This is a genomic window from Falsiroseomonas sp., assembly GCF_051859025.1.
Lineage (GTDB): Bacteria > Pseudomonadota > Alphaproteobacteria > Acetobacterales > Acetobacteraceae > Falsiroseomonas.
This window is the reverse complement of the sequence record NZ_JBHYGL010000019.1, coordinates 37789-62117: the sequence shown is the minus strand read 5'-3', so window position 1 is coordinate 62117 and position 24329 is coordinate 37789. Positions and strand designations below refer to the sequence as shown.

At 70.5% G+C, this 24329-nt stretch carries 23 protein-coding genes; 12 read left to right on the top strand and 11 right to left on the bottom strand.

Features of this window, described 5'->3' with window-relative positions:
* Window positions 1-190: 190 nt before the first annotated feature.
* Window positions 191-1510 (bottom strand): dihydroorotase, encoded by a 1320-nt coding sequence (locus tag ACTIE5_RS17325; protein WP_439550964.1) that lies wholly within the window; start codon window positions 1508-1510, stop codon window positions 191-193.
* A 113-nt stretch (window positions 1511-1623) separates the two neighbouring features.
* Between ACTIE5_RS17325 and ACTIE5_RS17320 the strand changes: the two genes are divergently transcribed.
* The gene (locus ACTIE5_RS17320; protein WP_439550956.1) at window positions 1624-2895 is read left to right on the top strand and encodes an O-antigen ligase family protein; all 1272 of its coding nucleotides are present in this window, start codon (window positions 1624-1626) and stop codon (window positions 2893-2895) included.
* A 64-nt stretch (window positions 2896-2959) separates the two neighbouring features.
* On the opposite strand, the gene ACTIE5_RS17315 is transcribed toward ACTIE5_RS17320, so the two are convergent.
* Together ACTIE5_RS17315 and ACTIE5_RS17310 are read right to left on the bottom strand one after the other, a co-directional pair.
* The gene (locus tag ACTIE5_RS17315; RefSeq protein WP_439550955.1) at window positions 2960-3379 is read right to left on the bottom strand and encodes a glycosyltransferase family 4 protein; all 420 of its coding nucleotides are present in this window, start codon (window positions 3377-3379) and stop codon (window positions 2960-2962) included.
* Window positions 3376-4281: a glycosyltransferase family 9 protein gene (locus tag ACTIE5_RS17310; protein ID WP_439550954.1), complete on the bottom strand. Its 906-nt coding sequence runs from the start codon at window positions 4279-4281 to the stop codon at window positions 3376-3378. The genes ACTIE5_RS17315 and ACTIE5_RS17310 overlap by 4 nt, the downstream gene beginning before the upstream one ends.
* Before the next feature lie 98 nt (window positions 4282-4379).
* Between ACTIE5_RS17310 and ygfZ the strand changes: the two genes are divergently transcribed.
* Window positions 4380-5210 carry a CAF17-like 4Fe-4S cluster assembly/insertion protein YgfZ gene (gene ygfZ, locus ACTIE5_RS17305; RefSeq protein ID WP_439550953.1) on the top strand — a complete coding sequence of 277 codons (831 nt, stop codon included), beginning with the start codon at window positions 4380-4382 and terminating at the stop codon, window positions 5208-5210.
* A gap of 79 nt (window positions 5211-5289) precedes the next feature.
* Here ygfZ and ACTIE5_RS17300 read toward each other — a convergent pair whose 3' ends face one another.
* Both ACTIE5_RS17300 and ACTIE5_RS17295 read right to left on the bottom strand, forming a co-directional pair.
* The gene (locus ACTIE5_RS17300) at window positions 5290-5913 is read right to left on the bottom strand and encodes an isochorismatase family protein (RefSeq protein ID WP_439550952.1); all 624 of its coding nucleotides are present in this window, start codon (window positions 5911-5913) and stop codon (window positions 5290-5292) included.
* Between the two features lie 136 nt (window positions 5914-6049).
* Window positions 6050-7249, bottom strand: coding sequence for an FAD-dependent oxidoreductase (locus ACTIE5_RS17295; protein ID WP_439550951.1), 1200 nt, complete (start codon window positions 7247-7249; stop codon window positions 6050-6052).
* 187 nt (window positions 7250-7436) lie between these two features.
* Between ACTIE5_RS17295 and ACTIE5_RS17290 the strand changes: the two genes are divergently transcribed.
* Window positions 7437-8255 (top strand): S49 family peptidase, encoded by an 819-nt coding sequence (locus tag ACTIE5_RS17290; protein ID WP_439550950.1) that lies wholly within the window; start codon window positions 7437-7439, stop codon window positions 8253-8255.
* Between the two features lie 3 nt (window positions 8256-8258).
* Window positions 8259-8948, top strand: a complete 690-nt coding sequence (locus ACTIE5_RS17285) for an FkbM family methyltransferase (RefSeq protein WP_439550949.1) — start codon at window positions 8259-8261, stop codon at window positions 8946-8948.
* A gap of 6 nt (window positions 8949-8954) precedes the next feature.
* On the opposite strand, the gene ACTIE5_RS17280 is transcribed toward ACTIE5_RS17285, so the two are convergent.
* Window positions 8955-9140 (bottom strand): tautomerase family protein, encoded by a 186-nt coding sequence (locus ACTIE5_RS17280; RefSeq protein ID WP_439550948.1) that lies wholly within the window; start codon window positions 9138-9140, stop codon window positions 8955-8957.
* A 73-nt stretch (window positions 9141-9213) separates the two neighbouring features.
* Here ACTIE5_RS17280 and ACTIE5_RS17275 point away from each other — a divergent pair, with 73 nt between their 5' ends.
* The gene (locus ACTIE5_RS17275; RefSeq protein WP_439550963.1) at window positions 9214-9906 is read left to right on the top strand and encodes an alpha/beta fold hydrolase; all 693 of its coding nucleotides are present in this window, start codon (window positions 9214-9216) and stop codon (window positions 9904-9906) included.
* Here ACTIE5_RS17275 and ACTIE5_RS17270 read toward each other — a convergent pair.
* The gene (locus ACTIE5_RS17270) at window positions 9891-10295 is read right to left on the bottom strand and encodes a ketosteroid isomerase-related protein (RefSeq protein ID WP_439550947.1); all 405 of its coding nucleotides are present in this window, start codon (window positions 10293-10295) and stop codon (window positions 9891-9893) included. The two genes, ACTIE5_RS17275 and ACTIE5_RS17270, sit on opposite strands and share 16 nt — an antisense overlap.
* 90 nt (window positions 10296-10385) lie before the next feature.
* Between ACTIE5_RS17270 and ACTIE5_RS17265 the strand changes: the two genes are divergently transcribed.
* The 7 genes from ACTIE5_RS17265 to ACTIE5_RS17235 all read left to right on the top strand — a co-directional run bounded on the left by ACTIE5_RS17265 (window position 10386) and on the right by ACTIE5_RS17235 (window position 18858).
* On the top strand, window positions 10386-11255 hold the full coding sequence (locus ACTIE5_RS17265; RefSeq protein ID WP_439550946.1) for a glycine--tRNA ligase subunit alpha: 870 nt from the start codon (window positions 10386-10388) through the stop codon (window positions 11253-11255).
* A 61-nt stretch (window positions 11256-11316) separates the two neighbouring features.
* Window positions 11317-11580, top strand: a complete 264-nt coding sequence (locus ACTIE5_RS17260; RefSeq protein ID WP_439550945.1) for a type II toxin-antitoxin system VapB family antitoxin — start codon at window positions 11317-11319, stop codon at window positions 11578-11580.
* Window positions 11577-11969, top strand: a complete 393-nt coding sequence (locus tag ACTIE5_RS17255; protein WP_439550944.1) for a type II toxin-antitoxin system VapC family toxin — start codon at window positions 11577-11579, stop codon at window positions 11967-11969. The genes ACTIE5_RS17260 and ACTIE5_RS17255 overlap by 4 nt, the downstream gene beginning before the upstream one ends.
* Before the next feature lie 3 nt (window positions 11970-11972).
* The gene (gene glyS, locus ACTIE5_RS17250) at window positions 11973-14123 is read left to right on the top strand and encodes a glycine--tRNA ligase subunit beta (RefSeq protein WP_439550943.1); all 2151 of its coding nucleotides are present in this window, start codon (window positions 11973-11975) and stop codon (window positions 14121-14123) included.
* Between the two features lie 102 nt (window positions 14124-14225).
* The gene (ppdK, locus tag ACTIE5_RS17245; RefSeq protein ID WP_439550942.1) at window positions 14226-16898 is read left to right on the top strand and encodes a pyruvate, phosphate dikinase; all 2673 of its coding nucleotides are present in this window, start codon (window positions 14226-14228) and stop codon (window positions 16896-16898) included.
* A 243-nt stretch (window positions 16899-17141) separates the two neighbouring features.
* Window positions 17142-17930, top strand: coding sequence for a glycosyltransferase family 2 protein (locus ACTIE5_RS17240; protein WP_439550941.1), 789 nt, complete (start codon window positions 17142-17144; stop codon window positions 17928-17930).
* Window positions 17931-18000: 70 nt separating this feature from the next.
* Entirely contained in the window at window positions 18001-18858 is an 858-nt protein-coding gene (locus tag ACTIE5_RS17235) for an SDR family oxidoreductase (RefSeq protein ID WP_439550940.1), read from the top strand.
* A gap of 47 nt (window positions 18859-18905) precedes the next feature.
* Here ACTIE5_RS17235 and ACTIE5_RS17230 read toward each other — a convergent pair whose 3' ends face one another.
* The 4 genes from ACTIE5_RS17230 to ACTIE5_RS17215 form a co-directional block, all read right to left on the bottom strand.
* Window positions 18906-19868, bottom strand: coding sequence for a D-2-hydroxyacid dehydrogenase (locus ACTIE5_RS17230; protein WP_439550939.1), 963 nt, complete (start codon window positions 19866-19868; stop codon window positions 18906-18908).
* 14 nt (window positions 19869-19882) lie between these two features.
* The gene (gene rsmA, locus ACTIE5_RS17225; protein ID WP_439550938.1) at window positions 19883-20710 is read right to left on the bottom strand and encodes a 16S rRNA (adenine(1518)-N(6)/adenine(1519)-N(6))-dimethyltransferase RsmA; all 828 of its coding nucleotides are present in this window, start codon (window positions 20708-20710) and stop codon (window positions 19883-19885) included.
* 19 nt (window positions 20711-20729) lie between these two features.
* Window positions 20730-22052, bottom strand: coding sequence for a peptidylprolyl isomerase (locus ACTIE5_RS17220; protein WP_439550937.1), 1323 nt, complete (start codon window positions 22050-22052; stop codon window positions 20730-20732).
* A 71-nt stretch (window positions 22053-22123) separates the two neighbouring features.
* On the bottom strand, window positions 22124-24322 hold the full coding sequence (locus ACTIE5_RS17215; RefSeq protein ID WP_439550936.1) for an LPS-assembly protein LptD: 2199 nt from the start codon (window positions 24320-24322) through the stop codon (window positions 22124-22126).
* Window positions 24323-24329 lie beyond the last annotated feature (7 nt).

Sequence of the window (24329 nt, the reverse complement as noted above, 5' to 3'; positions counted from 1 at the left end):
CTCAACCGCGGCGATGTGCGGCGCCCCCCGGCTGGGTGGGTGGCGTGACGGCCACTGCCCGATGCTTGGGCAGATGGCGGTCAACCAGATGGCGGAGCGCGGCGTGATCCAATCCGCGCGGAGCGCAGTGGGGTCCAATCCGCGCGGAGCGCGGTGGGGTCCAATCCACGCGCCCCGGCAGGGTGGGCGGTTACGGCGCGAAGCGCACCGGGGCGCCGGCGGGGGTGCCCAGCACCTCATCCTCCCGCATCACCGCCTGGCCGCGCAGGATGGTCATCACCGGCCAGCCCGTGCAGCGATGGCCGGCGAAGGGCGTCCAGCCGCAGGGGGAGACGATCCAGCTTTCCTCGATGGTGCGGCTGCGCTTCATGTCCACCACGGTGAAATCGGCGTCATAGCCGGCGGCGAGGCGCCCCTTGCCTACCATGCCATAGACCCGCGCCGGACCCGCGGCCATGAGGTCCGCCAGGCGGGACAGGGACAGCCGCCCGGCGGAGACATGGTCCAGCATCAGCGGCACCAGCGTCTGCACCCCCGTCAGGCCCGATCCGCATTCCGGCCAGGGCTTTTCCTTGGATGCGCGGCTGTGCGGGGCGTGGTCGGAGCCGACGGTGTCCACCGTGCCATCCGCCACGGCGGCCCAGGCGGCCTCCATGTGCCGCGCGTCGCGGATCGGCGGGTTCATCACCGCATAGCCCTTGAGGCGGTCATAGGCCTCATCCGTCTGGGTCAGGTGGTTCAGCAGCACCTCCACCGTGCAGAGGTCGCGGTAGTCCTTGAGGTAGTTCAGTTCCTCCGCCGTCGAGACATGCAGGATATGGGCGGGGCGGTTGGTCTTGCGGGCGATCGCCATCAGGCGCCGCGTGCCGAGGAAGGCGCATTCCACGTCGCGCCATTCCGCGTGCATCCGGTGCGGCATCCCCGTGGTGTAGTTCGGGCGGCGGGACTGGAGGCGGAACTCATCCTCGCTGTGATAGGCGATGCGCCGCCGGCCGCTGCGCATCACGGCCTCCAGGCTGGCATCATCCTCGATCAGCAGGTCGCCGGTGGAACTGCCAGCGAAGACCTTCACGGCGCAGATATTGGGCTGTGCTTCCAGCTCGGCCAAGTTCGGGATGTTGGTCTTCAGCGCGCCCACGTAGAAGCCCATGTCGCACCAGGCGCGGCCACTGATAAATTCCCGCTTCCAGTCGATCTTCTCCCGCGTCGTGATGGAGGGCGCGGTGTTGGGCATGTCGAACACTGCGACCAGCCCGCCGAGGATGGCGGCCCTGGTGCCGGTCTCGATCGTCTCGACCGCCGGGTCGCCGGGTTCGCGGAGATGGACGTGGCTGTCGATCAGGCCGGGCAGGATATGGAGGCCGCGGCAATCGATCTCCTCCTCCGCATGCGCCTGGGACAGGTCGCCGATGGTGGCGATGCGGCCGGCGCGGACGCCGACATCCGTGACCTGCTCGCCCCAGGGCAGCACGCAGGTGCCGCCGCGCAGGACCAGTTCGTAATGCGCCATCTCGTCGTCGTCCCCTGGGAAGCTGCCGATGTCCGGCGGGGGTTCTGCCATGTTTCCGGGCGCCGGGGCAGGGTGGGTGCGCTTGCTTGCGGGGTGGGGGGGGTTGTGGCTTGGTGCCCGCGCCCCTGCCGTTGATGGATCGCCGCGTGACGCCAGCCTCCGCTTTTTCCCGAAGCCCGACGCTTCCCCTCCTGGTCATGCTGATCGTGGTGCCGGTGGTGGCGGTGCTGCAGTTCCGCGCCATCGCGCTGGTGACGAGCCTCGGCCTGCTGGCGATGGTGGTGGCGGGGCGGCGGGTGACGGGGGCCTGGCCCTGGCCGCGCATCGGCCCGGTGCTGGGGGCGGCGCTGGCGATCGGGGCCTGGACGATGGTGAGCGCGGCCTGGGCGCCGGACCCCCTGCGCGCGCTGGGCACGGGGCTGCGCTTCGGCGGCTTCGTGCTGCTGGCGGCGGCGGCGGCGCGGGCGATGGGGGGAGAGCCGCCACGGCACCTGGCGCTGGCGGGGCGGGTGCTGGCGGCGGGGCTCGCCATCGGGATCGCGCTGGCGGCGGCGGACCACCTGAGCGGCAATGCCATCCGCGCGGCGGTGCGGGGGCTGCGGGAGGTGCCGGTCTGGCTGTTCTTCGGGCTGAAATCGGCCGTCGCCGTGATCGCGGTGCTGCTGCCGGTGGCGGCCGCCTGGCCGGGGTTGCGGTGGTGGGCGCGCGTGGCCCTGGTGGTGGCGGGGCTGGCGGCTTCGGTGATGCTGCCGGCGGAATCCGCGAAGATCGCGGCCTTCGCGGGCATCCTGGCACTGGGCGCGGCCTGGCTGCTGGGGCCCTGGGCGGGGCGCTTGCTGGGGCTGGCCGCCGCGGTGGTGGTGCTGGTGGCGCCGCTGCTGACGGCGGCGATCCTGCCGCGCCTGCCGGGGCTGGAGGCGATCCAGCCCTCCGCCGCGCATCGCATCCTGATCTGGGATTTCGCCAACCAGCGGATCGCCGAACGCCCGCTGCTGGGCTGGGGCGGCGAATCGGCGCGCGCCATCCCCGGCGGCTCGGCGGTGTTCGATCGCGCGACGCTGGACCGCTTCGGCCTGACCTCCGAGGCATCGCGAACCTGGTTCGCCCGGCCGCCGGCGCAGCGCCTGCCGCTGCACACCCACAACGCCGCGCTGCAGGTCTGGCTGGAACTGGGCGCGGTGGGGGCGGTGCTGGCGGCGGCGATGCTGGCGGCGCTGGGCTTCGCGGCGGCCAGGCTGGGGCCGGGGGCGGTGGGCGCCTATGGCGCGGCGCTGGTGGTGGGGATGCTGAGCTATGGCATCTGGCAGGAATGGTGGATCGGCATGCTGCTGCTGCTGGCCGTGGCGATCCGGGCCATTCAGGGGCCGCGCAGCAGCAAAATCTAGTCCGCGCGCAATAGCGAGATGTAGTCCGCGCGCAACAGCGCGACGTGCGCGGCGTCACCGAATCTCAGACGAAATCGCGCCGGACGCGCGCCGCCGCCGCCTGGCCCATGGTGGCGCGGGCCGTTGCGTCGCCCAGCATCGCGGCCAGGGCGTCGCGCACCGCATCCGGATCGCCGCCGTCGCAGACCAGGCCGGTCTCGCCCTCCGCCACCGCATCCACGGCGCCGCCATCGCGGTCCGCCAGGGCAGCCAGCCCGTGCCAGGCGGCTTCGAGATAGGTGAGGCCGAAACCCTCCACCGAGGCACCATCGCGCCGCACCGGCATGGCGAAGAGGGTGGCGCGGCGATAGAGCGCGGCCTTCAGCCCTTCCTCCACCCGGCCGGCGAAGACCACGCGGTCCGCGACGCCGCCCATGGTGGTCTCGATGCCGCCGGGGTCTGGGGTGAAGTTCTGCGTCACCATGACCACCCGCAGCGGCGTCACCGCGCGGATAGCAGGGCGGTGGCTGCTTCCAGCACGCGGGGCGCGGGCAGGTCGGTCATGGGCGATTCATAGGGCGGGCCATCGGCCTCCACCGCGCGGGCATGGGGGCCGGAGGGGCCGTATTCCGCGGCGCTGCTGCGGCCGAACAGCCCGATGGTGGGCGCGCCGGCTGCGGCCGAGAGATGCATCAGGCCGCTGTCATTGCCGATGAACAGCGCGGCGCGCTTCAGCACCGAAGCGACCTCCGGCAGGGACAGCGTGCCAACCAGGTCCAGCGCGCCCGGCAGGGCCGCCAGGACGGGGGCGGCCATGGCGCGTTCGGGGCCGCCGGGGCCGCCGAGGATGGCGATGCGGGCGCCGTCCAGCGCGGCGCCGGGGGCGGTGAGCGCCTGTGCCACATGAACGAAACGGTCCGCCGGCCAGACCTTGCGGTCCCAGTTTGCCGTGGGGCCGAGCACGAGCCAGGGCCCGCCCGGCATCAGCGCCGCCGCCTTCGCCTCATCCGCCGCCGCCGTCCAGGCGACGGGCAGGGGGGGCGGCGCCAGGCCGAGCAGCGCGCCGAGATGGACCAGGCGATGGCCCGGGCGGCGGCCGCCCTTCCCCGTGGCGCGGCGGAGCGTGGGGACCGTCCAGGCGAGGGCGGAGGCGCGCAGGTCGATCACCAGATCCCACCAGGTGAAGGCGACCTGCGACCAGAGGCTCAGCCAATGCAGGGACCAGCGGCGCTTGCGCAGCACGATCAGGCGTTCGAGCCCCGGCATGCGCGCGAAGACGCCCTCCGCCGCCGGGCCGCAGGCCACCGTGATTCGGGCGCCGGGATGGGCGCGCAGCAGATGGTCGAGCAGCCCGGTGGACAGCACGGCATCGCCGATCCGGGTGGAGGTGACGAAAAGGATGCGCATCGTGGGATGGCGTAGCACGCGGCGCGGTGGGGCCCCACCCCGCCCCCGTGAAGGGTTGCCGGTTGCAACCATGGCCTCGCCCGCCCACCTTGTGGCCCATGCCGATCGCCGTATTGCCGGGCCGTGGAGTCGTTGAAGTGGCGGGGGAGGATCGAATCCCCTTCCTGCAGGGACTCGTCTCCAACGACGTGACCAAGGCGGTGCCGGGGGTGGCCGTCTGGGCCGCGCTGCTGACGCCGCAGGGCAAGTGGCTGGCGGATTTCTTCATTCTGTCCGATGGCGACCGCCTGCTGCTGGATGTGGAGCGCGAACAGGCGGCATCCCTGGTCCAGCGCCTGACGCGCTTCCGGCTGCGCAGCCGGGTGGCGCTGCGCGATGTCTCCGCCGATTTCGTGGTGCTGGCGGCCTGGGGCGGTTCGCTGCCGCCGCCACGGAGCATTGCCGGGCCGGACCCGCGGCTGCCGGAGGCGGGATGGCGCATCCTGGGAGGCACGCCGGTCGGCGATGCGGATGAGGCGGCGTGGGATGTGCACCGCCTGTCGCTGGGGCTGACCGATGGCAGCCGGGACCTGGAGCCGGAGAAGTCGGTGCTGCTGGAAGGCGGCTTCGACGAACTCGGCGGCGTGTCCTGGACCAAGGGCTGCTACATGGGCCAGGAGCTGACGGCCCGGACCAAGTATCGCGGCCTGCTGAAGCGGCGGATCATCCCCGTGACAGTGGCGGGCGGCCTGCCGCCGCCCGGCACGCCGGTGATGCGCGATGGCGTCGAGGTGGGGGAGATGCGATCCGCCCGCGCCGGGCATGGCCTGGCCATGCTGCGGCTGGATGCGCTGGCGGCGGGCGTGGTGCTGTCCGCGGGCGGCGCGGTGGTGACACCGCGGGTGCCGGAGTGGATGCATTTGCCGGCGGAGAAGACGCCCGCCGGCTGAGACGGGTGTTGCACGGGGGGAGGCTCCGGCCCCCCCCCTGGCACCCCCTCGCCAGGGCCGAGACGGCCCTGGACCGTCTTCAGCCTGAAGCGGCCTCGATCTGCGCGCGCGTCATGAGGTCAGCGTATTTCTGGCCCATGTCGAAAAGGTTTGCCTCATGCGGGCCGATCGCGCGGTCGCCCACGCAATCCGTCGCGACGATGGTGCGGAAATTGTGCTGCATGCTGTCCACCACCGTGGCGCGCACGCAGCCCGATGTGGTGCAGCCCGCGACCACGACCGTATCCGCGCCCTGGTAGCGCAGCCAGGACGCCAGATTGGTGTCGAAGAAGCCGGATGCCCCCTGCTTGCGGACGATATGCTCCCCGGCCACGGGCGTGAGCTCCGCCACGATCTGCGACAGGGGCGAGTGTTCCGTCAGCTTCAGCAGGGACGGCGCCTTGAGCGTGAAGACGCCGGCATCCGACCCGTCATCGGCATAGATCACGCGGGTATGCGCGACCGGCCAGCGATGGTGGCGCGCGAAGGCGAGGAGCTTCACCGTCTGCCCGATGGCGGGGCCGATATTGCCGCCGCCGAAATGCTCGGGATCGGCGAAGCCGTTGACGTAGTCGACGATGACGAGGGCCGGGCGCCTGCCCATCCCCGCCGTGTTGCCCATGCCCTGGCGGTGGTAGATGTCGGCCTCGGGATGACCGCTCATGATGCCTTGCCCTCAGGCGCCGGGCGCCGGCTCCGCCGGCTTGGCTGCGCGCCTACGCGCTGTTGCGCGGGTTGATGGTGGTGGTCTGTGCGCGAGCCGCCTTTGGCGGCCGAAGGGAGGGCGCGTGGGTGGCGCGTCACGCCACCGCCTCCAGATCGCGCAGCGACTGGATCATCGCGCTGCGCAGCAGGTAGGCGCGGTGCTTCGTGGGGTCGGCGACGGTGGCGCGGAGCTCGTCGTGGTAGGCGCGGCGCTGGTCGGGGTCCCGCTGGTTCAGGATCTGGCGGTTGCGCAGCGCCTGCTGCTGCACGACGTCGAGTGCCACCTTCCGGCGCTGGCGGCCGTAGCGGCCCATCATCGACGCATCGGCGCCCTTCCAGACCTCGGTCAGCTTGGAGGCCAGGTTGAAGGCATCGTGGATGCCGCCATTCATGCCCATGCCGCCGAGCGGGTTGTTGATATGGGCGGCATCCCCCGCGAGGAAGACGCGGCCATGGACGTATTCGTCCACCACCCTCTCATGCACGCGATAGGCGGTGCGGTGCTTGACGGTATAGCCCTCGGGGTTGGGGACCACGGCCTGGAGGCGCGCATTCATCCGCACGGGGTCGGTCATCTGTTCCTCCGTCTCATTCGGATCGGTGGGAAACAGCACGCGCCACAGGCTGGCCGTGCGCAGCAGCACGAACCATTCCTGCGGATCGCTGATATAGGCGATGTTGGCGAGGTCGCCGATATGCTCGTGGAAGGGGAAGGTTGTCGACAGGGACAGGAAGATTTCCGGGATGGTCTGGCCGCGGAATTCCGTGCCGACGGAACGCCGGACCGCGCTGCGCGCGCCATCGGCGCCGATGAGGAAGCGGCCGCGGAGCGGTTCCTTCGATCCATCCGCGCGTTCGATCGTCAGCGTGACGCCATCCGCATCCTGCGCGACGCTGTCGGCCTTCGCGTCATAGATGAACTGGACGTCGGGGTTGCCGGCCATCTGTTCGCGCAGCATGCGCGTCAGGCGCCATTGTTCGCATTGCAAGCGGTAGGGGTGGGCGGTGTCGTCCTTCAGGCGCTCCATCTCGAAGGTCGCGATCACGCCCTGGTGGCGGTCGCGGAACTGCCAGAAGGGGCAGACCAGGCCTTGGTCGATCAGCGTCGGCACCACGCCGAAGCGGCCCAGCATGTCGAGGGTCGGCGGGTGGAAGGTGGAGGCACGGAGGTCGTCGGGCAGGTCCTGCGCCTGTTCGACGATGGTGACGGGGATGCCTTCCCCCGCCAGGTAGGCGGCGGCGACCATGCCGACGGGGCCTGCCCCTGCGATGATGACGCGATCGTCCTTGGCCATGCTGTCCCTCGGGATTCGTCCGGACAATATCGCGCCGATGCCGCGTGCGGGAAAGGGCGGGGTGTTGTTCTGATGATGGTCCAGGAGGCTCTGCCTCCTGGCGGATGGGGTCCGGGGAAGGCAGCGCCGTCCCCACCGAACTCACCCGCCGCTTGTCTGCCATTCCGCGAGACGCATCTATACCGCCATGAAAATCCCCTTCCTGGATCGCCCGCCCGTGGTGGCGGTGTTGCGTCTTTCCGGCGTGATCGCCGCCCGCGGCGGTGGCCCCCTTTCCTCCCCCGGCATCAGCGCGGAGGGCATGGCGCCGCTGATCGAGCGTGCCTTCCGCCTGAAGCGCCTGGCCGCGGTCGCGCTGGTGATCAATTCACCCGGCGGTTCCCCGGTGCAGTCCAGCCTGGTGGCGCAGCGGATCCGGCGCTTGGCGGACGAGAAGAAGGTGCCCGTGACCGCCTATGTCGAGGATGCCGCGGCGTCCGGCGGCTATTGGCTGGCCTGCGCGGCGGATGAGATCGTGGTGGACCCGGCTTCCATCGTCGGCTCCATCGGCGTCATCAGCGCGGGCTTCGGGCTGGAGGAGGCGATCGGGCGCATCGGCGTGCGCCGCAGGATGCACACGGCGGGGGGCGAGAAGAGCTTCCTCGACCCCTTCGGGCCGGAGAAGCCGAAGGATGTCGAGCGGCTGGAGGCGCTGCTGGCCGATTTGCATGTGACCTTCAAGGATTGGGTGCGCGGCCGGCGCGGCGCCGCGCTGAAGGCCAGCGAGGATGAGTTGTTCACCGGCCGCTTCTGGACCGGCGGGCGGGCGGTGGAGCTTGGCCTGGCGGACCGGATCGGGGAGGCGTCGTCTGACCTCCGCGCCCGGTTCGGGGAGAAGGCGCGCCTGGTGCCGATTGGCGCCCGGCGCCCGCCCTGGCCGCTGCGCCTGCTGTCCGGCGCCGCGATCGCGGAAGGGGCGATGGCGGTGGTGGAGGAACGGGCCGCCTGGGCCAGGCTCGGGCTGTAGGCGATGAAGCGCATCAATGGTTCCGTCGTCACCGCCACCATCGGGGGCGAGGAGATCCGCTTCTTCGTTGCGAATGAACGGGACGCGATCCAGAAGCACCATGCCGCCGGCGAGTTCTACGAGGCGGAGGAGATCGCCATCATCGCCCGGTATCTCCCGCCCGGTGCGCATTACGTCGATATCGGCGCGAATGTCGGCAACCACGCCGTCTATGTCTCGAAGTTCCTGGCGCCCGCCGGCGTGGTGGTGATCGAGCCCAATCCGCCGGCCATCGAGATCCTGCGCCTCAACCTGCTGCTGAACGACCTGGCATCGCGGGTGGATGCCAGCCTTCTGGGCTTCGGGCTGGCGGAGGCGGAGGGCATGGCGCGCGCCGTGGTGCCGCCGAACAATCTGGGCGGCTCCGGCCTGGTGCTGGATGCCGCCGGCGCCACCATCCCGCTGCGGCGCGGCGACGATCTGCTGGCGGGGCGGCGGATCGACTTCATCAAGCTGGATGTGGAGGGGATGGAACTCGGCGTGCTGGCGGGGCTGGAGGGGCTGATCGCCACCTGGCGGCCGCGCATGTTCATCGAGGTGCATAACCGCAACGCCGCGCCCTTCCGGCAATGGCTGGCGCGGCTGGGCTATGGGGTGCGGGCGACGTTCCGCCGCTATCCCTCCAACGAGAATTTCATGGTGGTGCCGGCATAGGAGCCGTCAGCGATCGCAGAACAGGATGCCGCCCTTGGCCTTGGAATCCTTGGGCGATTCGATGATCTGGACGGTGACGCTTTCGGCCGGCACGCCGAAATTCTTCACCATGGCGTCGGTCAGGTCGCGCGCCAGGCCGCGCTTCTGTTCGGTGGTGCGGCCGGTGGCGGCGAAGACCATGATCTCGGGCATGGGCGTGATTCCTTGAGGGCGCCGGGGTAGCCTCCGCCCCGGCGCGGGCGGCGCGCAAGGGGGTGGGTTGGCGATGGGCGTGGTGCTGCTGCCCGGCTTCATGCTGGATGCGGGGATGTGGGACGAATTGGCGCCGCTGCTGGCGCCGATCGGCCCGGTGCATCACGGCGACCTGTTCCAGGACGACACCATCGAGGGCATGGCGGCGCGGGTGCTGGCAGGCGCCCCCGAACGCTTCGTGCTGGTGGGCTTTTCCATGGGCGGCTTCGTGGCGCGGGAAGTGGCGCGGATGGCGCCGGGCCGGGTGCGGGCGCTGGTGCTGGTCGCGACCTCCGCGCGGGGGGAGAGCGCGTCCCAGCAGGCCAGGCGCCAGGCCATCGCGGGACGGCCGGAGGGGCAAGCCTTCCGGGGCATGAGCCGCGCCGCCATCGCCCGCGGCCTGCACCCTGGCCGCGCCGGCGATGCCGCGCTGGTGGACCGGCTGCGGGCGATGGGGGACCGGCTGGGCGGCGAGGTCTTCCTGCGGCAGACGATGATGCCGCGCCCGCCTTTCGACGACCGGCTGGGCGGGATCGCCTGCCCGACCCTGGTGGTGGCCGCCGCGCAGGATGCGCTCCGCAGCGTGGAGGAAGCGCGCGAGATCGCCGCGGGCATCCCCGGCGCGCGGCTGCACATCATCGAGGGCAGCGGCCACATGGTGCCGATCGAGGCGCCGGGGGAGTTGGCGCGGCTGATCCTCGATGTCGTGTCTCAGGCCGAGACCTGAGCGATCCAGTCCTCGAGGTTGTAGTAGGTGGTGATGCGGCTGATGAGGGCGCCCTCCACCGCCAGGAAGGCGCCGGCGGGGATTCGGTAGGTCTGGCCGCGCGCCTCGGGCAGGCCTTCATCGGTGCGGAGATACCGGCCCACCACGGTGAACTCGGCCGCGGCGCGGGTGCCGGTGGCGTCCACCATCACGACGATATCCTCGAGCTGTTCGGCATAGGCGCCGTCCATGCGGGCGAGGAATTGCGTGAATGCCTGCTTGCCGATGCGCCGCGTCCCCTGGTTCGGGTCATGCGCCACCTGATCATGCAGCAGGGCCAGCATCGCGGCGCGGTCGCCGGCATTGAAGGCGGCGTAGTAGCGGCGGATCAGGGCTTCGGTCGGGTGCATGGGGTGGGGCTCCGGCGAGGTTGCTTGCCGGCTTCCCGGCGCCGGGGGTAATGAACGCCTGAAACCTCCCCCGGCAAGATCCGCCCCCGCATGTCCGACAAAGCGCCGTCCTTCCAGGAAATCATCCTGCGCCTCCACAGGTTCTGGAGCGCGCAGGGCTGCCTGATCCTGCAGCCCTACGACATGGAAGTTGGCGCGGGCACCTTCCACCCCGCGACGACCTTGCGCGCGCTGGGGCCGAAGCCCTGGGCGGCGGCCTATGTGCAGCCATCCCGCCGCCCGTCGGATGGCCGCTTCGGAGAGAACCCGAACCGGCTGCAGCACTACTACCAGTACCAGGTCATCATGAAGCCGTCCCCGCGCGATGCGCAGGATCTGCTGCTGGCCAGCTACCGGGACCTCGGCCTCGATCCGATGAAGCACGACTTCCGCTTCGTGGAGGATGACTGGGAGAGCCCGACGCTCGGCGCCTGGGGGCTGGGGTGGGAGATCTGGTGCGACGGGATGGAGGTGGGCCAGTTCACCTATTTCCAGCAGGTCGGCGGCATCACCTGCGAGGTGCCGAGCTTCGAGATGACCTACGGGCTGGAACGGCTCGCGATGTTCATCCAGGACGTGGATGACGTGTACGAGCTCGATTTCAATGGGCGCGGCGTGAAGTACCGGGACGTGTTCCACCGGGCGGAGGTCGAATACTCCCACCACAATTTCTCGGGTGCGGACACGGGGATGCTGTTCCAGCATTTTGCCGACGCCGAGCGCGAGTGCCTGTCCCTCCTGGCCTATGACCCGCCGCTGGCGTTGCCGGCCTATGACCAGTGCATCAAGGCGTCCCACCGCTTCAACCTGCTGGACGCCCGCGGCGCCATCAGCGTGACCGAACGCGCCGCCTATATCGGCCGCGTCCGCGCGCTGGCGAAGGCGTGCTGCGAGGCCTGGGTGGCGGGGGAACGGGTTTGAGCTTGCCCAGGCCTGGCCATTCTACCATGTTGATGGCGGTTTCTACCGTCGGGGTGGCGCCATGGGGCAGTTGAACATCAAGGACGAGGCGCTGATCGCGGAGGCGAAGGCGCTGGCGGAAATGCTGGGCACCAGCACGACGGGCGCGCTGCGGGAAGCGGTGCGGGACCGGCTGGCACGGGCGCGGGCGGAGAAGCAGGCGGATCGGAAGGCCCTGGCGGCGGAACTGATGGCGATCGGCGCACGCGCCGCCGCGCGCATTCCGCCGCATCTGCGGACCAGCGACCACTCCGACCTGTATGACGAGAATGGCGTGCCCGTTTGATCCTCGACACCTCGGCGCTGTTCGCCATCCTGTCCCAGGAACCCGACGCGCAATCCTATGCGGATGCCATGGCGCTCGCTGCTGGGGATTGTGCCATCTCCGCGGCGACGCTGGTGGAGGCGACCATGGTCGTGGAGGGCCGGGGCGGCGCTGAACTGGGGCGTGACCTGAATGACCTGCTGCGCAGCGTGAACGCGGCTGTTGTGCCGGTCAGCGCGAATCAGGCGGAACTGGCCCGCGATGGCTGGCGCCGCTTCGGCAAGGGGCGGCACCCCGCGAAGCTCAATCTTGGCGACTGCTTCTCCTACGCCCTGGCGCAGGAACGGGGCGAGCCGTTGCTGTTCAAGGGCGATGATTTCGCCCAGACCGATGTGAAGAGGGCCATCTAGGCCATGCCTGAACTGCTGCTTGAACTGTTCTCCGAGGAAATCCCCGCGCGGATGCAGGCGCGGGGGGCGGAAGATCTTTCGCGAGTCTTCGCCGCCGCCGTGGCGCCTGTCCTCGAAGGGGCGCCGAAGCCCTTCTACGGGCCGCGGCGGATCGGCCTGTCCGCGACCCTGCGGGCCGAGGTGACGACGGAGGGGAAGGAGGAACGCGGCCCGCGCACCTCCGCGCCGCCGGCGGCCCTCGATGGCTTCCTGAAGAAGCACGGGGCATCCCGTGACATGCTCGCAGAGCAGAACGGGTTCTGGGTGCTGCAGAAGCCGGGGGCGACGGTGACGGCGGCTTCGCTGGTGGCCTCGGCCATGCCGGGGCTGATCCGGGGCTTCGGCTGGCCGAAATCGATGCGCTGGAACGGCCCCTTCACCTGGGTGCGGCCGCTGCATCGGGTGCTGTGTGTGCTGGACGGCCAGGTGGTGCCCTTCGCGATCGAGGAACTGCCGGGCCTGGTGAGCGGCAACGAGACCGAAGGCCACCGCATCATGGCCGCCCATGCCGGCAAGGGCGGCGCCTTCGCGGTGACGGGGCTGGCGGATTACGAGGCCGGGCTGCGGGACCGCTTCGTGGTGCCGGATGCGCAGGAGCGCATGCGCATCATCGAGGACGGCATGAACCGCCTGGCGGCCGCGCAGGGCGTGGCGATCGTGCCGGACCGGGGGCTGCTGGAGGAAGTGGCGGGGCTGGTGGAATGGCCGGTGCCGCTGCTCGGGCGCATCGACGACGCCTTCATGGATTTGCCGCCGGAACTCATGCGGACGACCATGCGGGTGAACCAGCGCTATTTCTCGCTGGTGAAGCCGGATGGCGGCGCGGCGCCCTTCTTCGCGCTGGTCGCCAACATCGCGGCGCTGGATGGCGGCGCGACGCTGGTGGCGGGGAATGAGCGCGTGCTGCGCGCGCGCCTCTCCGACGCCCGCTTCTTCTGGGACCAGGACCGCAAGCAGCGGCTGGAAAGCTTCCTGCCGAAGCTCTCGACCGTGGTGTTCCACGCCAAGCTGGGCACGCAGGGGCAGCGCGTCGAACGGCTGGTGAAGCTGGCGCGCCACCTGGCGCCGCTGGTCGGCGCGGATGCAGGGCTGGCGGCGCGGGCGGCGGAACTGGCCAAGGCAGACCTGGCCTCAGGCCTCGTCGGTGAATTCCCGGAATTGCAGGGCGTGATCGGGCGCTACTACGCGCTGCATCAGGGTGAGGACCCGCGCGTCGCGGAAGCCATCGCCGCGCATTACCGGCCGATGGGGCCGGGGGATGCGGTGCCCAACGAGCCGGTGGCCATCGCGGTGGCGCTGGCGGACAAGCTGGACACGCTGGCGGGCTTCTTCGCCGTCGATGAACGGCCGACGGGGTCGGGCGACCCCTTCGCGCTGCGCCGCGCGGCACTCGGCGTGATCCGCATCCTGCGGGAGAACGGGCTGCGGCTTCGCCTCGGCGATGTGATCGGGGAAGCCTTCTTCGGGTTTCCGCAGGCGGTCGGCATGACGGCCAATCCCGAATTCGGCATGGCGGTGGCGCAGGAGAAGCTGCGCGCGGGCTACCAGGCGCCGAAGGGCAGCGCGCATCCGCCCATGGTCGCGGCCTTCGGCGCGGGGCTGGTGGATTTCCTGGCCGATCGCCTCCGCGTGCAGCTCCGCGCGGAAGGCGCCCGCCATGACCTCGTCGCCGCCGCCTTCGGCGCGGGCGGCGAGGACGATCTGGTCCGCCTACTGGCCCGCGCGGATGCGCTGAAGGCGCTGGTGGAAGGCGCCGACGGGCCCAATCTCCTCGCCGCCTATAAGCGCGCGGCCAACATCCTCCGTATCGAGGAGAAGAAGGACGGCCCCCACCAGGGCGCCATCGAGGCTGGCCTGCTGACGGCGCCGGAGGAGCAGGCGCTGGGCGCCGCCCTCGATGAAGCGGCGCCCGCCGTCACGGCCTCGTTGGGTTCGGAAAATTACATTTCTGCCATGTCGGCCCTAGCGGCGCTGAGAGGCCCACTTGATGCCTTCTTCGACCGCGTCACCGTGAACGACCCCGTTCCGGAACTCCGACGCAACCGGCTACGCTTGCTCGCACGGCTCCGCGCCAGCATGGATGCGGTGGCTGACTTTTCCCGGATCGAGGGCTGACGTCCAGGCGCCCCCGCTTCCCCGGCACGAGGATTGCCTCGGCCGGGGTGTGGTGGCAGTCCTTCGCGAACAGCCACGCAGTTTGCAGGAGAACGCCGTCCAATGACGAAGTGGGTGTACAGCTTCGGCGCCGGTCACAATGAGGGCCGCGCGGACATGCGGAACCTCCTGGGTGGCAAGGGCGCCAACCTCGCGGAGATGGCGAGCATCGGCCTGCCGGTCCCCCCCGGCTTCACCATCACCACCGAGGTCTGCACCTACTACTACGACCACGGCCAATCCTACCCGCCGGAACTGCTGGACAGCGTCAACAAGGCGCTGGCGCTGGTGGAAAACGCGGTCGGCGCGAAGTTCGGCGACCACCACAAGCCGCTGCTGGTCTCCGTCCGCTCCGGCGCGCGGGTCTCCATGCCGGGGATGATGGACACCGTCCTGAACCTCGGCCTGAACGACGCGACCGTGGATGGGCTCGCCGTCGCCTCCGGCGATGCGCGCTTCGCCTGGGACAGCTACCGCCGCTTCATCCAGATGTTCGGCTCCGTCGTGCTCGGCGTGGACCATCACCGGTTCGAGGAGATCATCGAACATGTGAAGATGGACAAGGGCGTGGATGAGGACACGCAGCTGGTCGCACAGGACTGGCACCGGGTGGTGGATGGCTACAAGGAGATGGTGGCGGAAGTCACCGGCAAGCCCTTCCCGCAGGACCCCCACGCGCAGCTCTGGGCCGCCATCGGCGCCGTCTTCGGTTCGTGGATGAACCCGCGCGCCAACACCTACCGCCGCCTCCACGACATCCCCGCGCAATGGGGCACCGCCGTGAACGTGCAGGCGATGGTCTTCGGCAACATGGGCAGCGACTGCGCCACGGGCGTCTGCTTCACGCGCGACCCCAGCACGGGCGAGAATTTCTTCTACGGCGAATACCTGGTGAATGCGCAGGGCGAGGACGTCGTCGCCGGCATCCGCACGCCCCAGCCCATGGCGGAGGCCCGCGCGAAGCCGGGCGAGAAGTCCATGGAAACCGTGATGCCGAAGGCCTACGCGGAACTCATCGAGGTTCGCGCGAAGCTCGAGAAGCATTACGCCGACATGCAGGACATCGAATTCACGGTCCAGCAGAACAAGCTTTATATGCTGCAGACGCGCAACGGTAAGCGCACCGCGGCGGCCAGCCTCAAGATCGCGGTCGACATGGCGCGCGAAGGGCTGATCGACCGGACGGAAGCGGTGAAGCGAGTCGATCCCAAGTCGCTGGACCAGCTTCTGCACCCGACGCTCGATCCCAAGGCGCCGCGCAAGGCACTCGCCAAGGGCCTGCCGGCATCGCCTGGCGCCGCCTGCGGCGTCATCGTCTTCTCGGCGGATGAGGCCGAGGTCCGCGCCGCCAAGGGCGAGGCCGTCATCCTGGTGCGAATCGAGACGTCGCCCGAGGACATCCACGGGATGCACGCGGCCAAGGGCATCCTGACGACGCGCGGCGGCATGACCAGCCACGCGGCCGTCGTCGCCCGCGGCATGGGCCGACCCTGCGTGGCCGGCGCCGGCACGATCAGCGTGGACTACGCGCAGCAGACCATGTCCGCCGGCGGCAAGCGGCTGATCGCGGGGGATACCATCACCCTCGATGGCGCGACGGGCGAGGTCTTCGCCGGCACCGTCGCGATGATCGAGCCCAAGCTGTCCGGCGACTTCGCGACGCTGATGGAATGGGCCGACGGCGTGCGCAAGATGAAGGTGCGCGCCAACGCCGAAACGCCGCTGGACGCCGAGACCGCGCGCAAGTTCGGCGCGGAAGGCATCGGCCTCTGCCGCACCGAACACATGTTCTTCGACCCGGAGCGCATCGGCGCCGTCCGGCACATGATCATGGCGGAGACGGAGGAAGGTCGGCGCGACGCGCTCTCCCGCCTTCTTCCCTTCCAGCGGAAGGATTTTCTCGAACTCTTCCGGATCATGGCGGGGCTGCCGGTGACGATCCGGCTGCTCGACCCCCCGCTGCATGAATTCCTGCCGCACAAGGAAAGCGAGATCGAGGAGGTTGCCGAAAGCCTCGGCGCCGATGTCGCGCTGATGAAGCGGCGCGTGGCCGACCTCTCGGAAGCCAACCCGATGCTCGGCCACCGCGGCTGCCGCCTCGGCGTCACCTACCCCGAGATCTACGAGATGCAGGTCCGCGCGATCTTCGAAGCGGCCGTGCAGACCGGCAAGGAAACCGGCGCGGCGCCGGTGCCGGAAATCATGATCCCGCTGGTCATGACCAGGCGCGAGTTGGAAATCACTCGCGCCCAGGTGGACAAGGTGGCGCAGGAAGTCTTCGCGGAAAGCGGCTACCACATCGTCTACCAGGTGGGGACGATGATCGAACTGCCCCGCGCGGCCCTCACCGCCGACACCATCGCCGAAAGCGCCGATTTCTTCAGCTTCGGCACCAACGACCTGACGCAGACCGTCTTCGGCCTGTCCCGCGACGACGCCGGCAAGTTTCTTCCGTTCTACGTCGAGAAGGGGATCCTGCCGAAAGACCCCTTCGTCTCCATCGACATCGAAGGCGTCGGCGCCCTGGTGCGGATCGCGGCCGAGAAGGGCCGCAAGGCCAAGCCGGACCTCAAGCTCGGCATCTGCGGCGAACACGGCGGCGACCCGGCCTCCATCCACTTCTGCGGCTCGGTCGGGCTCGACTACGTCTCCTGCTCCCCCTACCGCGTCCCCGTCGCCCGCCTGGCGGCCGCGCAGGCCGCGCTGGCGACGGGCGGGGGCGACAGGACGGCGTGAGCGCGTGTTGACCGCAGGGAGGGCTCTGCCCTCCCCGCACCCCACCCGCCAGGGTCCGGCGCATGCGCTGGACGGGGCCTCCTGGACCACCGTTCATGGGTGGGAAGGGAGGGGGCGCGGTAGCCCTGATTCGAAGGGAGCGCCTGTGACGCCCCCTCCCTTCCCACCCATCAAGTCATGGGTTCCAAGGGGCCGCTGCCCCTTGGCGGGGGGTGCAGGGGGGCAGCGCCCCCCTGCGGCCACATGAGCACCACCCCGACCCTCTCCGCCCTCATCGTCGCCCGCAACGAGGCCGAGCGGCTGCCGGACTGCCTCGCGTCTGTCGCGTTTGCGGATGAGGTCGTCGTCGTCCTGGATCGCACGACCGATGCCAGTGCCGCGATCGCGCGCGCGGCGGGCGCGCGGGTGGTCGAGGGTGGTTGGGACCTGGAGGGTGCGCGGCGGAATGCCGGCATTGCGGCCTGTGCCAGCGATTGGGTGCTGGAGGTCGATGCGGATGAGCGGGTGAGTCCGCCTCTGGCCGCGGCCGTGCGGCGGGTGATCGGGACCTCGACCCATGCCTGGCACCAGGTGCCGGTGGACAATTATGTCGGCGATCGGCTGGTGCGGTATGGCTGGGCGGGAAGCTTCGGGACCACGTCGGTGCCGCGGCTGTTCCGCAAGGGCGCCAAGAGCTGGCGCGCGCAGCGGGTGCATCCGGGGCTGGACTGGGTGGGGAAGGAGGGCCCGAAGATCACGGAGGGCGCGCTGATCCACCTGGTGGACCGGGACATTTCCGACATGCTGCGGCGGCTGGACAAGTATTCCTCGGCCAAGGCGGCGGATTTGATCGCGCAGGGGGATATCGGGTCCATGCCCGACAACCTCCGGCGTTTCGTGTCCCGGGTGTGGAAGAGCTACGTGTCCCGCAAGGGATATCGGGAGGGCGGCTGGGGCGTGCTGCTGGCGCTCTGCACGGGGGCCTTTCCGCTGCTGGCCTATCTCAAGGCCCGGCTGGAGCCGGAGCGGCATGGGGGACAGCGGAAGGGCTGACGTTCCGCGGGCGGAGGTGAACTTGGGGTGGGGCGCGCCGTTGCCTGGAGATAACCAGGAGAACGCCGCCATGCCCGACACGCCGCAGCCCCGCCAGCGCCAGTCCCACCAGCCCGGCATCGAGGCCGAGATGGAGCCTCGTCCCGACTCCGCGATGAGGAACTGGAAGCCCTCCGGCAAGCTGGCGGGCAAGGTCGCGCTGGTGACGGGGGGCGACAGCGGCATCGGCCGCGCGGTCGCGATCGGCTTCGCGAAGGAGGGGGCGGATGTCGCGATCCTCTACCTCGATGAAAGCGAGGATGCGGCGGATACGAAGCGGCTGATCGAGGCCGAGGGGCGCCGGGCGGTCGCGATTGCCGGCGATATCGGCGATGCGCAGGTCTGCGACGTGCTGGTGCAGCGCGTGGTCGGTGAACTCGGCCGGATCGACGTGCTGGTGAACAACGCGGCCGAGCAGCATGTCTGCGAGGATTTTTCGCAGATCCAGACCGAGCAGGTGGAGCGGACCTTCCGCACCAACATCCTCGGCATGATGTGGGTGACGCGGGCTGCGCTGCCGCACATGGCGGAGGGATCGGCCATCATCAACACGACCAGCATCACGGCCTATCAGGGCAATCCGACGCTGATCGACTATGCCAGCACCAAGGGCGCGATCCTGGCCTTCACGCGCAGCCTGGCGAAGTCGCTGCAGCAGAGGAAGATCCGGGTGAATGGCGTGGCGCCGGGGCCGATCTGGACGCCGCTGATCCCCGCGAGTTTTTCCGAGGCGCGGACGGCGGAGCACGGGGCGAGCGCGCCGATGGGGCGCGCGGGGCAGCCGGACGAGGTGGCGCCGGCCTACATCTTCCTCGCGAGCAGCCTGGATAGTTCGTACATCAGCGGGCAGGTGATCCACCCGAATGGCGGGACCGCCGTGAACGGGTGACGGCCCCCTCGGCCGGCGTAAAGCCGGCCGAAGGTCACTGGTGCCGGTCAGACCACCTGGTTCTTCAGCGTGGTCTCGCCGGCGTGGAGGCGCGTGAGGTTCTCCTCCATCAGGTCGAGGACATTGCCTTCATAGGCCCGCGTCTCCCCGCCCGTGTGGGGGGTGATGAAGACGTTGGGCATGGACCAGAGGGGGGATGCCTCGGCCAGCGGTTCCTCCGCCGTGACGTCGAGCGCGGCGGCGCCGAGATGGCCGGAGGCGAGGGCGGCGATCAGGTCGGGCTCCACGCAGACGGCGCCGCGGGCGACGTTCACCAGGGTGGCGGCCGGCTTCATGGCGGCGAATTGGGCGGCGCCCATCAGGCCGCGGGTCTCCGGCGTCAGCGCGCAGGTGAGCGCCACGTAGTCGGCGCGGGGAAGCTGGGCCATCAGCGCGCCCATGCCATGGATCTCGTCGGCGCCTTCCGATCCCTTGGCGGGGTCCTGGCGCAGGCCGATGACATTCATGCCGAAGGCCTTGGCCAGGCGGGCCAGGCGCCCGCCGATGCGGCCGATGCCGACCACCAGCAGGGTCTTGCCGCCCAGCTCATCCTCTCGCTTCGTGAGGTCGCCGATCATGCCGCGCCAGTGCTTGCGGGCCTGGTTGTCGCGGGCTTCCGGCAGGCGGCGGGCGATGGCGAGGATCAGGGAGATTGCGTGTTCCGACACCGCATTGGCGTTGGCGCCCTGGGCGGAGGCGAGGCGGATGCCGGCGCCGGCCAGCACCGCGCGGTCATACTGGTCCACGCCCGCGGAGATGGACTGGATGAACTTCAGGCGCGGCGCCTTCACCGCGAGGTGGTTGCGCCACATGCCGGAGACGAGGAGGACATCGGCCTCGCCGATCCGCGCTTCCAGTTCGTCCAGGCTGCGGACCTCGAAATGCGGCAGCGTGCCGCCGCGCTCGGCGTAGCGTTCGGCGAAGCGGTAGGCGACATGGGCGAAGCAGAGGGTTGGCTTGGGGGGCAGCATGGACGGTCCTCTTTTCAGCCGCGGGCAAACAGGGCCCGGGCCAGGCGGTCGAATTCGGGGATGGTCAGCGTCTCGGCCCGGCGGTCGCCGGCGATGGCGGCGGTGTCCAGCAGCGCCTCGGCCTGGCCGAGGGATTTCAGCGATCCGCGCAGCATCTTGCGGCGCTGGCCGAAGGCGGCGGCAGTCAGGCGTTCCATGGTGGCGAACAACTCGGGCCCCGGGTCGTCGGGGTGGGGCACCAGGCCGACCACGGCGGAATGGACTTTCGGTGGCGGGCTGAAGGCACCGGGCGGCAGGCTCAGCAGGAAGCGCGCCTGGCAGCGCCATTGGGCGAGGACGCCGAGGCGGCCATAGGCATCCGTGTCCGGCGCGGCGCAGATGCGTTCCGCCACTTCCTGCTGGAACATCAGCGCCATGGATTCGAAGTGGCGCGCATTCCGCAGCCAGCCCACCAGCAGGGGCGTCGCCACGTTGTAGGGCAGGTTGGCGATGATCTTTCGCGGTGCCGGCAGCAGCGCCACGGCGTCGATGGTCGTGGCATCGGCCTCCAGCACCGTCAGGCGGCCGGGATAGGCGTCCGACAGTTCCGCCAGGGCGGCGATGGCGCGGCGGTCGAGTTCCACGGCCAGGACGGCGGCGGCGGGCGAGGCCAGCAGCGCGCGGGTCAGCCCGCCGGGACCGGGGCCGACTTCCAGCACATGGCGCCCCGTCAGGTCCCCGGCCAGGGTGGCGATGCGGTCGCACAGGTTCTGGTCCAGCAGGAAATGCTGGCCGAGCGACTTGCGGGCATCGAGCCCGTGCCGCGCGATGGTGTCGCGCAGCGAGGGAAGCGCCGTGCTCACGCCGACGCTGCCTTGCCCGTCAGCTGCGCATCTCGATCTGGGCGCGGCGGCGGAGGTCGCGCTGGAGCTGGCGGGAGAGCAGTTCGACGCGGTCGCGCAGCAGCTGCTGGCGGGCCACCTCGGGCGTGACCTCCGCCTGGTTCCGGGTCTCCCGCGTGCAGACCATGATGATGGCGACGCCGTCGGGCGCGATCACGGGCTGGCTGGCGCGGCCGGGGGCGAGGCCGCCGATGAGCTGTCGGAGCGCCGGCGGCTGCACGCCTTCCAGGCGCACCGGGCCGGGATCGGGGTCCCGTCCGCTGCCGGCGGCGCGGGCGGCCTGGTCCACTGCCTCGCAGCTGCGGGCGCTGGCGGCCAGCGCGCGGGCGCGTTCCACCACGGCCACCTGCTGGGCCGTGGGCTCCTGCGGGTTGAGGGGGGAGGCGAAGGGGAAGAAGGCCTGGCGCAGCGTCAGCATCGTCGCCAGGTCGCGGCCGACCTCTCGCCGCTGGCGCAGTGCCACGATCTGGAAGCCGCCGGGGACGGGGATGGCGTTGCTGATGGCGCCGGGGGGCATCTGGCCGACGATGCGGGCCACGTCCTGGTCCAGCGCCTCCAGCCCCACCCAGCCGAGGTCGCCGCCCTGCAGCGCGGTCTGGGCCTGGCTGAACTGGGTGGCGGCGACGGGGAAGGGGACGCCGCGGCGAAGCTGGGAGACGACCTCATCCACGAAGCGGCGGACCTCGGCTTCCTCAGCGGGATCGTCCACGGGGATGAAGATCTCGCTGACCAGGAATTCGGGCTGGCCGACGCGGGCGCGCTGGAGGGCGATCTGCTCCGCCACCTCCTCATCGCTGGGCTGGGCCTGCGGGCCGAGGATCTGGCGCAGCAGCCGCGCCCAGCCGATCTGCACGCGAAGCTGGTCGTAGAGCACGCGGGGTTCGACGCCGGCGCGGCGCAGCTGGGCCACCAGGCCGCCGGCCTGCAAATTGTTGCGGCGTTCCAGTTCCGCGACGGCCTGGGCGATGTCGGTGTCCGTCACGGGGATGCGGCGGCGCTGCACGTCCTGCAGGCGCAGGCGTTCATCCACCAGCAGGCGCGTGACCTGGGGCGTCAGGCGTTCCAGCACCTCCGGCGATGCCGGCAGCCCGGCATTCAGCGCGAAAAGGCGGCGTCGCCCATCCACGTCGCCGCGGGTGACGATATCCCCGTTGATGACGGCGACGATGCCGTTGGTGGCGCCTGCTGGCCCGGCCGGAGCAGCCGCCGTTGGGCCTTGGGCCAGGGCGGGCATCCCCGGCACCGCCATGACCGGCAGGGCGAGGGCGGGGAGCAGCAGCAGGGCACGGGCGGTCTGACGCATGGCGCTTTCCTAGGCGTGCGGGGGGGCGATGGGAAGGGCGCGATCGTGCCCTGCCGGGGGGAAGCGCTTCGTCACAATGCGCGGAATCCGAAATCGCCGACCGTCTTCAGGCTGATGCGGAACAGAAGCAGCGTGCCGCCGGCATAGTCACGGCCTGTGGTCGGGTCCTGCGCCCGGTTGCGGGCGAAGCGGGTCTCGAAGATCAGGCACTCATCCTCGTAGATCGCGCTGGCGGAACCGCTGACGGCACGGTCGAGGGCGATGTCGTAGCGGCCGAAGGCGCCGATGCGCCAGTTCTCGTTCAGGCGGAGCGAGCCGCCGATCGACACCTCCTCCCGCTTCCTGGTCGTGATGTTGGGCGCGGGATTGGTCAGCAAATAGCCGCCGGTGAGGGAGAAGGGGCCGCCGAAGACGGTGGCGCTGGCGTCCCAGAGCCGGGGTTCCGTCGTCTCCCGGTCCAGCCGCGACCGGCCGACGAGTTCCAGCCAGGGCACCGGCGCCAGGCGCACGCGGCCGACCCAGTCGGAGGACCGGTTCTCCAGCCCCGAGCCCTGCGGGAAGGTCGCATCCGTCGCCGCGCGGAAGGACCGGCCGCCCAGGGCTTCGAGCTGCCCGCCATTGGGGAAGAACCAGGCGCCGCGCAGCGCCGCATCCACGCGGGTGCCGCCTTCCAGCCGGTCCCGGCCCGGGAAGCGGTTCAGGGCGAAGAGGTTGGCGTCGGTGAATTCGAGGTCGAGGCTGTCCTCGTTCGGGAAGCTGGTCTGCGCGCCGGTGGAGGGGCCGGTGACGACCTGCACCCGCGGCTCGATCAGTTGCGAACCCCAGTCGCCCGCGCTGCGCAGGAAGGGCATGCGCCAATCCACCGCGCTGCGGATATGGCCGCGGCCGTAGAAGCCATCGCTGCCGGCATCGCCGAAGGTGGGCGCCAGCGCCAGGCCATCCACCCAGCCGCCCAGCACATCGGCATGGGTGCGGAAGGTCCAGAGGTCCCCGGCTTCCCCGGTGAAGGGCAGTTCGTAGGCCAGGCGGCTGCCGATGCGGCGCGTATCCGTGCCCGTGGTGCGGAAGATGCTGTAGCCCGAGGCATCGACCGAGAAATTGCCGCCGAGGCTGTCGGTCGGGAAGATGTAGTCCGCATAGCCGCGCGGCAGCACCACGGGCACCTGGCTGGTCGTCGTCTGCGAATCCAGGCCCTGGTAGATCATGCTGTCGATGCGGGCGTAGCCCTCCGCGCCCCAGAAGCCCTCCAGATAGGCGCTGGTGGTCAGCACCCGCGGGCCGCCGAAGCGCCAGGCGCGGAGGTATTCGCGGGACGAGGCGCGGTTGAGGCCGAAGCCCGCGCGCCAGTTCTCATCCAGCGAGAAGCGGCCGCGGGAGAACAGGTGACCGCCGGTACCGTCGGCCTCCGTCCCATCCAGCGCGCCGATGGAGCCTTCCACCGTCAGGTCGCCATTGTTGAAGCGCCGGCGATAGGCGCCGCCGAGGTTGGGGACCTGCTTCTCGGACAGCGTCGCGGTGATGGTCGCGTCGGAATGGTCGTCGATCGCCCAGTAGTAGGGGATCTCCGCGAAGGCGCCGAGCAGCCTTGTGGTGCCGAGCGTGGGGGAGAGGAAGCCCGAGGCGCGGGGCGCATCCGGCGAGGCATGGCTGAAATAGGGGGTGTAGAGCACCGGCCAGCCCGCGAACTGCACGGCCGCATCCCGGTACCGCACGCGCTGGTCCACGCTGTCGAGCGTCGCGACCCGGGCGCGGAGCTGCCAGAGCGGCGGGCGGGTCGGGTCCTCGGCGCAGAGATCGCAGGAGGAATAGACCACGCGCGCCAGATCCGTGACCGTGCCGCCGGTGCGCCGCGCCCCGGCGGCGGCCAGGCGGGCATTGGAGGCGAGCAGGCCGCGGATGCCTTCGATCGCCGCGTCGCGCATGCCGCCCTGGAGTTCGGCGCGGTCGGCGAACAGGGTCTGCCCGTCTGGTTCGATCAGCGCGACATTGCCGGTGGCGACGGCCACGCCGGTTTCGCGGTTGTAGGTGAATTCATCGGCGCGCAGCACGCGGTCGCCCTGCCAGGCTTCCACCCGGCCGCGGGCGGTCACGGTATTGGCGGCCTGGTCGTATTCGACCTCCTCCGCCGTGAAGGTGACGGGTTCGTCGCTGTTGGCGCTGCGCCCGAAGCCGCCGAAGCCCTGGGGGGCGGCGGGGATGGCGGGCAGCAGCACCAGCCAGGCCGCGGCCATGGCGGTGCCGAGCAGGAGGCGGGAGCGGGTGCGGGCCACGGGCGGA

Excerpts from the sequence above, each read along its gene's own strand:
- ACTIE5_RS17265 (WP_439550946.1), top strand. The coding sequence starts at position 10,386 with ATGTCCGACAAAGCGCCGTCCTTCCAGGAAATCATCCTGCGCCTCCAC.
- ACTIE5_RS17230 (WP_439550939.1), bottom strand. The coding sequence starts at position 19,868 with ATGCTGCCCCCCAAGCCAACCCTCTGCTTCGCCCATGTCGCCTACCGC.
- ACTIE5_RS17290 (WP_439550950.1), top strand. The coding sequence starts at position 7,437 with ATGAAAATCCCCTTCCTGGATCGCCCGCCCGTGGTGGCGGTGTTGCGT.
- ACTIE5_RS17260 (WP_439550945.1), top strand. The coding sequence starts at position 11,317 with ATGGGGCAGTTGAACATCAAGGACGAGGCGCTGATCGCGGAGGCGAAG.
- ACTIE5_RS17280 (WP_439550948.1), bottom strand. The coding sequence starts at position 9,140 with ATGCCCGAGATCATGGTCTTCGCCGCCACCGGCCGCACCACCGAACAG.
- ppdK (WP_439550942.1), top strand. The coding sequence starts at position 14,226 with ATGACGAAGTGGGTGTACAGCTTCGGCGCCGGTCACAATGAGGGCCGC.
- ACTIE5_RS17235 (WP_439550940.1), top strand. The coding sequence starts at position 18,001 with ATGCCCGACACGCCGCAGCCCCGCCAGCGCCAGTCCCACCAGCCCGGC.
- ygfZ (WP_439550953.1), top strand. The coding sequence starts at position 4,380 with ATGCCGATCGCCGTATTGCCGGGCCGTGGAGTCGTTGAAGTGGCGGGG.
- ACTIE5_RS17275 (WP_439550963.1), top strand. The coding sequence starts at position 9,214 with ATGGGCGTGGTGCTGCTGCCCGGCTTCATGCTGGATGCGGGGATGTGG.
- ACTIE5_RS17310 (WP_439550954.1), bottom strand. The coding sequence starts at position 4,281 with ATGCGCATCCTTTTCGTCACCTCCACCCGGATCGGCGATGCCGTGCTG.
- ACTIE5_RS17285 (WP_439550949.1), top strand. The coding sequence starts at position 8,259 with ATGAAGCGCATCAATGGTTCCGTCGTCACCGCCACCATCGGGGGCGAG.
- ACTIE5_RS17240 (WP_439550941.1), top strand. The coding sequence starts at position 17,142 with ATGAGCACCACCCCGACCCTCTCCGCCCTCATCGTCGCCCGCAACGAG.
- ACTIE5_RS17220 (WP_439550937.1), bottom strand. The coding sequence starts at position 22,052 with ATGCGTCAGACCGCCCGTGCCCTGCTGCTGCTCCCCGCCCTCGCCCTG.
- ACTIE5_RS17270 (WP_439550947.1), bottom strand. The coding sequence starts at position 10,295 with ATGCACCCGACCGAAGCCCTGATCCGCCGCTACTACGCCGCCTTCAAT.
- glyS (WP_439550943.1), top strand. The coding sequence starts at position 11,973 with ATGCCTGAACTGCTGCTTGAACTGTTCTCCGAGGAAATCCCCGCGCGG.
- ACTIE5_RS17295 (WP_439550951.1), bottom strand. The coding sequence starts at position 7,249 with ATGGCCAAGGACGATCGCGTCATCATCGCAGGGGCAGGCCCCGTCGGC.
- ACTIE5_RS17300 (WP_439550952.1), bottom strand. The coding sequence starts at position 5,913 with ATGAGCGGTCATCCCGAGGCCGACATCTACCACCGCCAGGGCATGGGC.
- ACTIE5_RS17325 (WP_439550964.1), bottom strand. The coding sequence starts at position 1,510 with ATGGCGCATTACGAACTGGTCCTGCGCGGCGGCACCTGCGTGCTGCCC.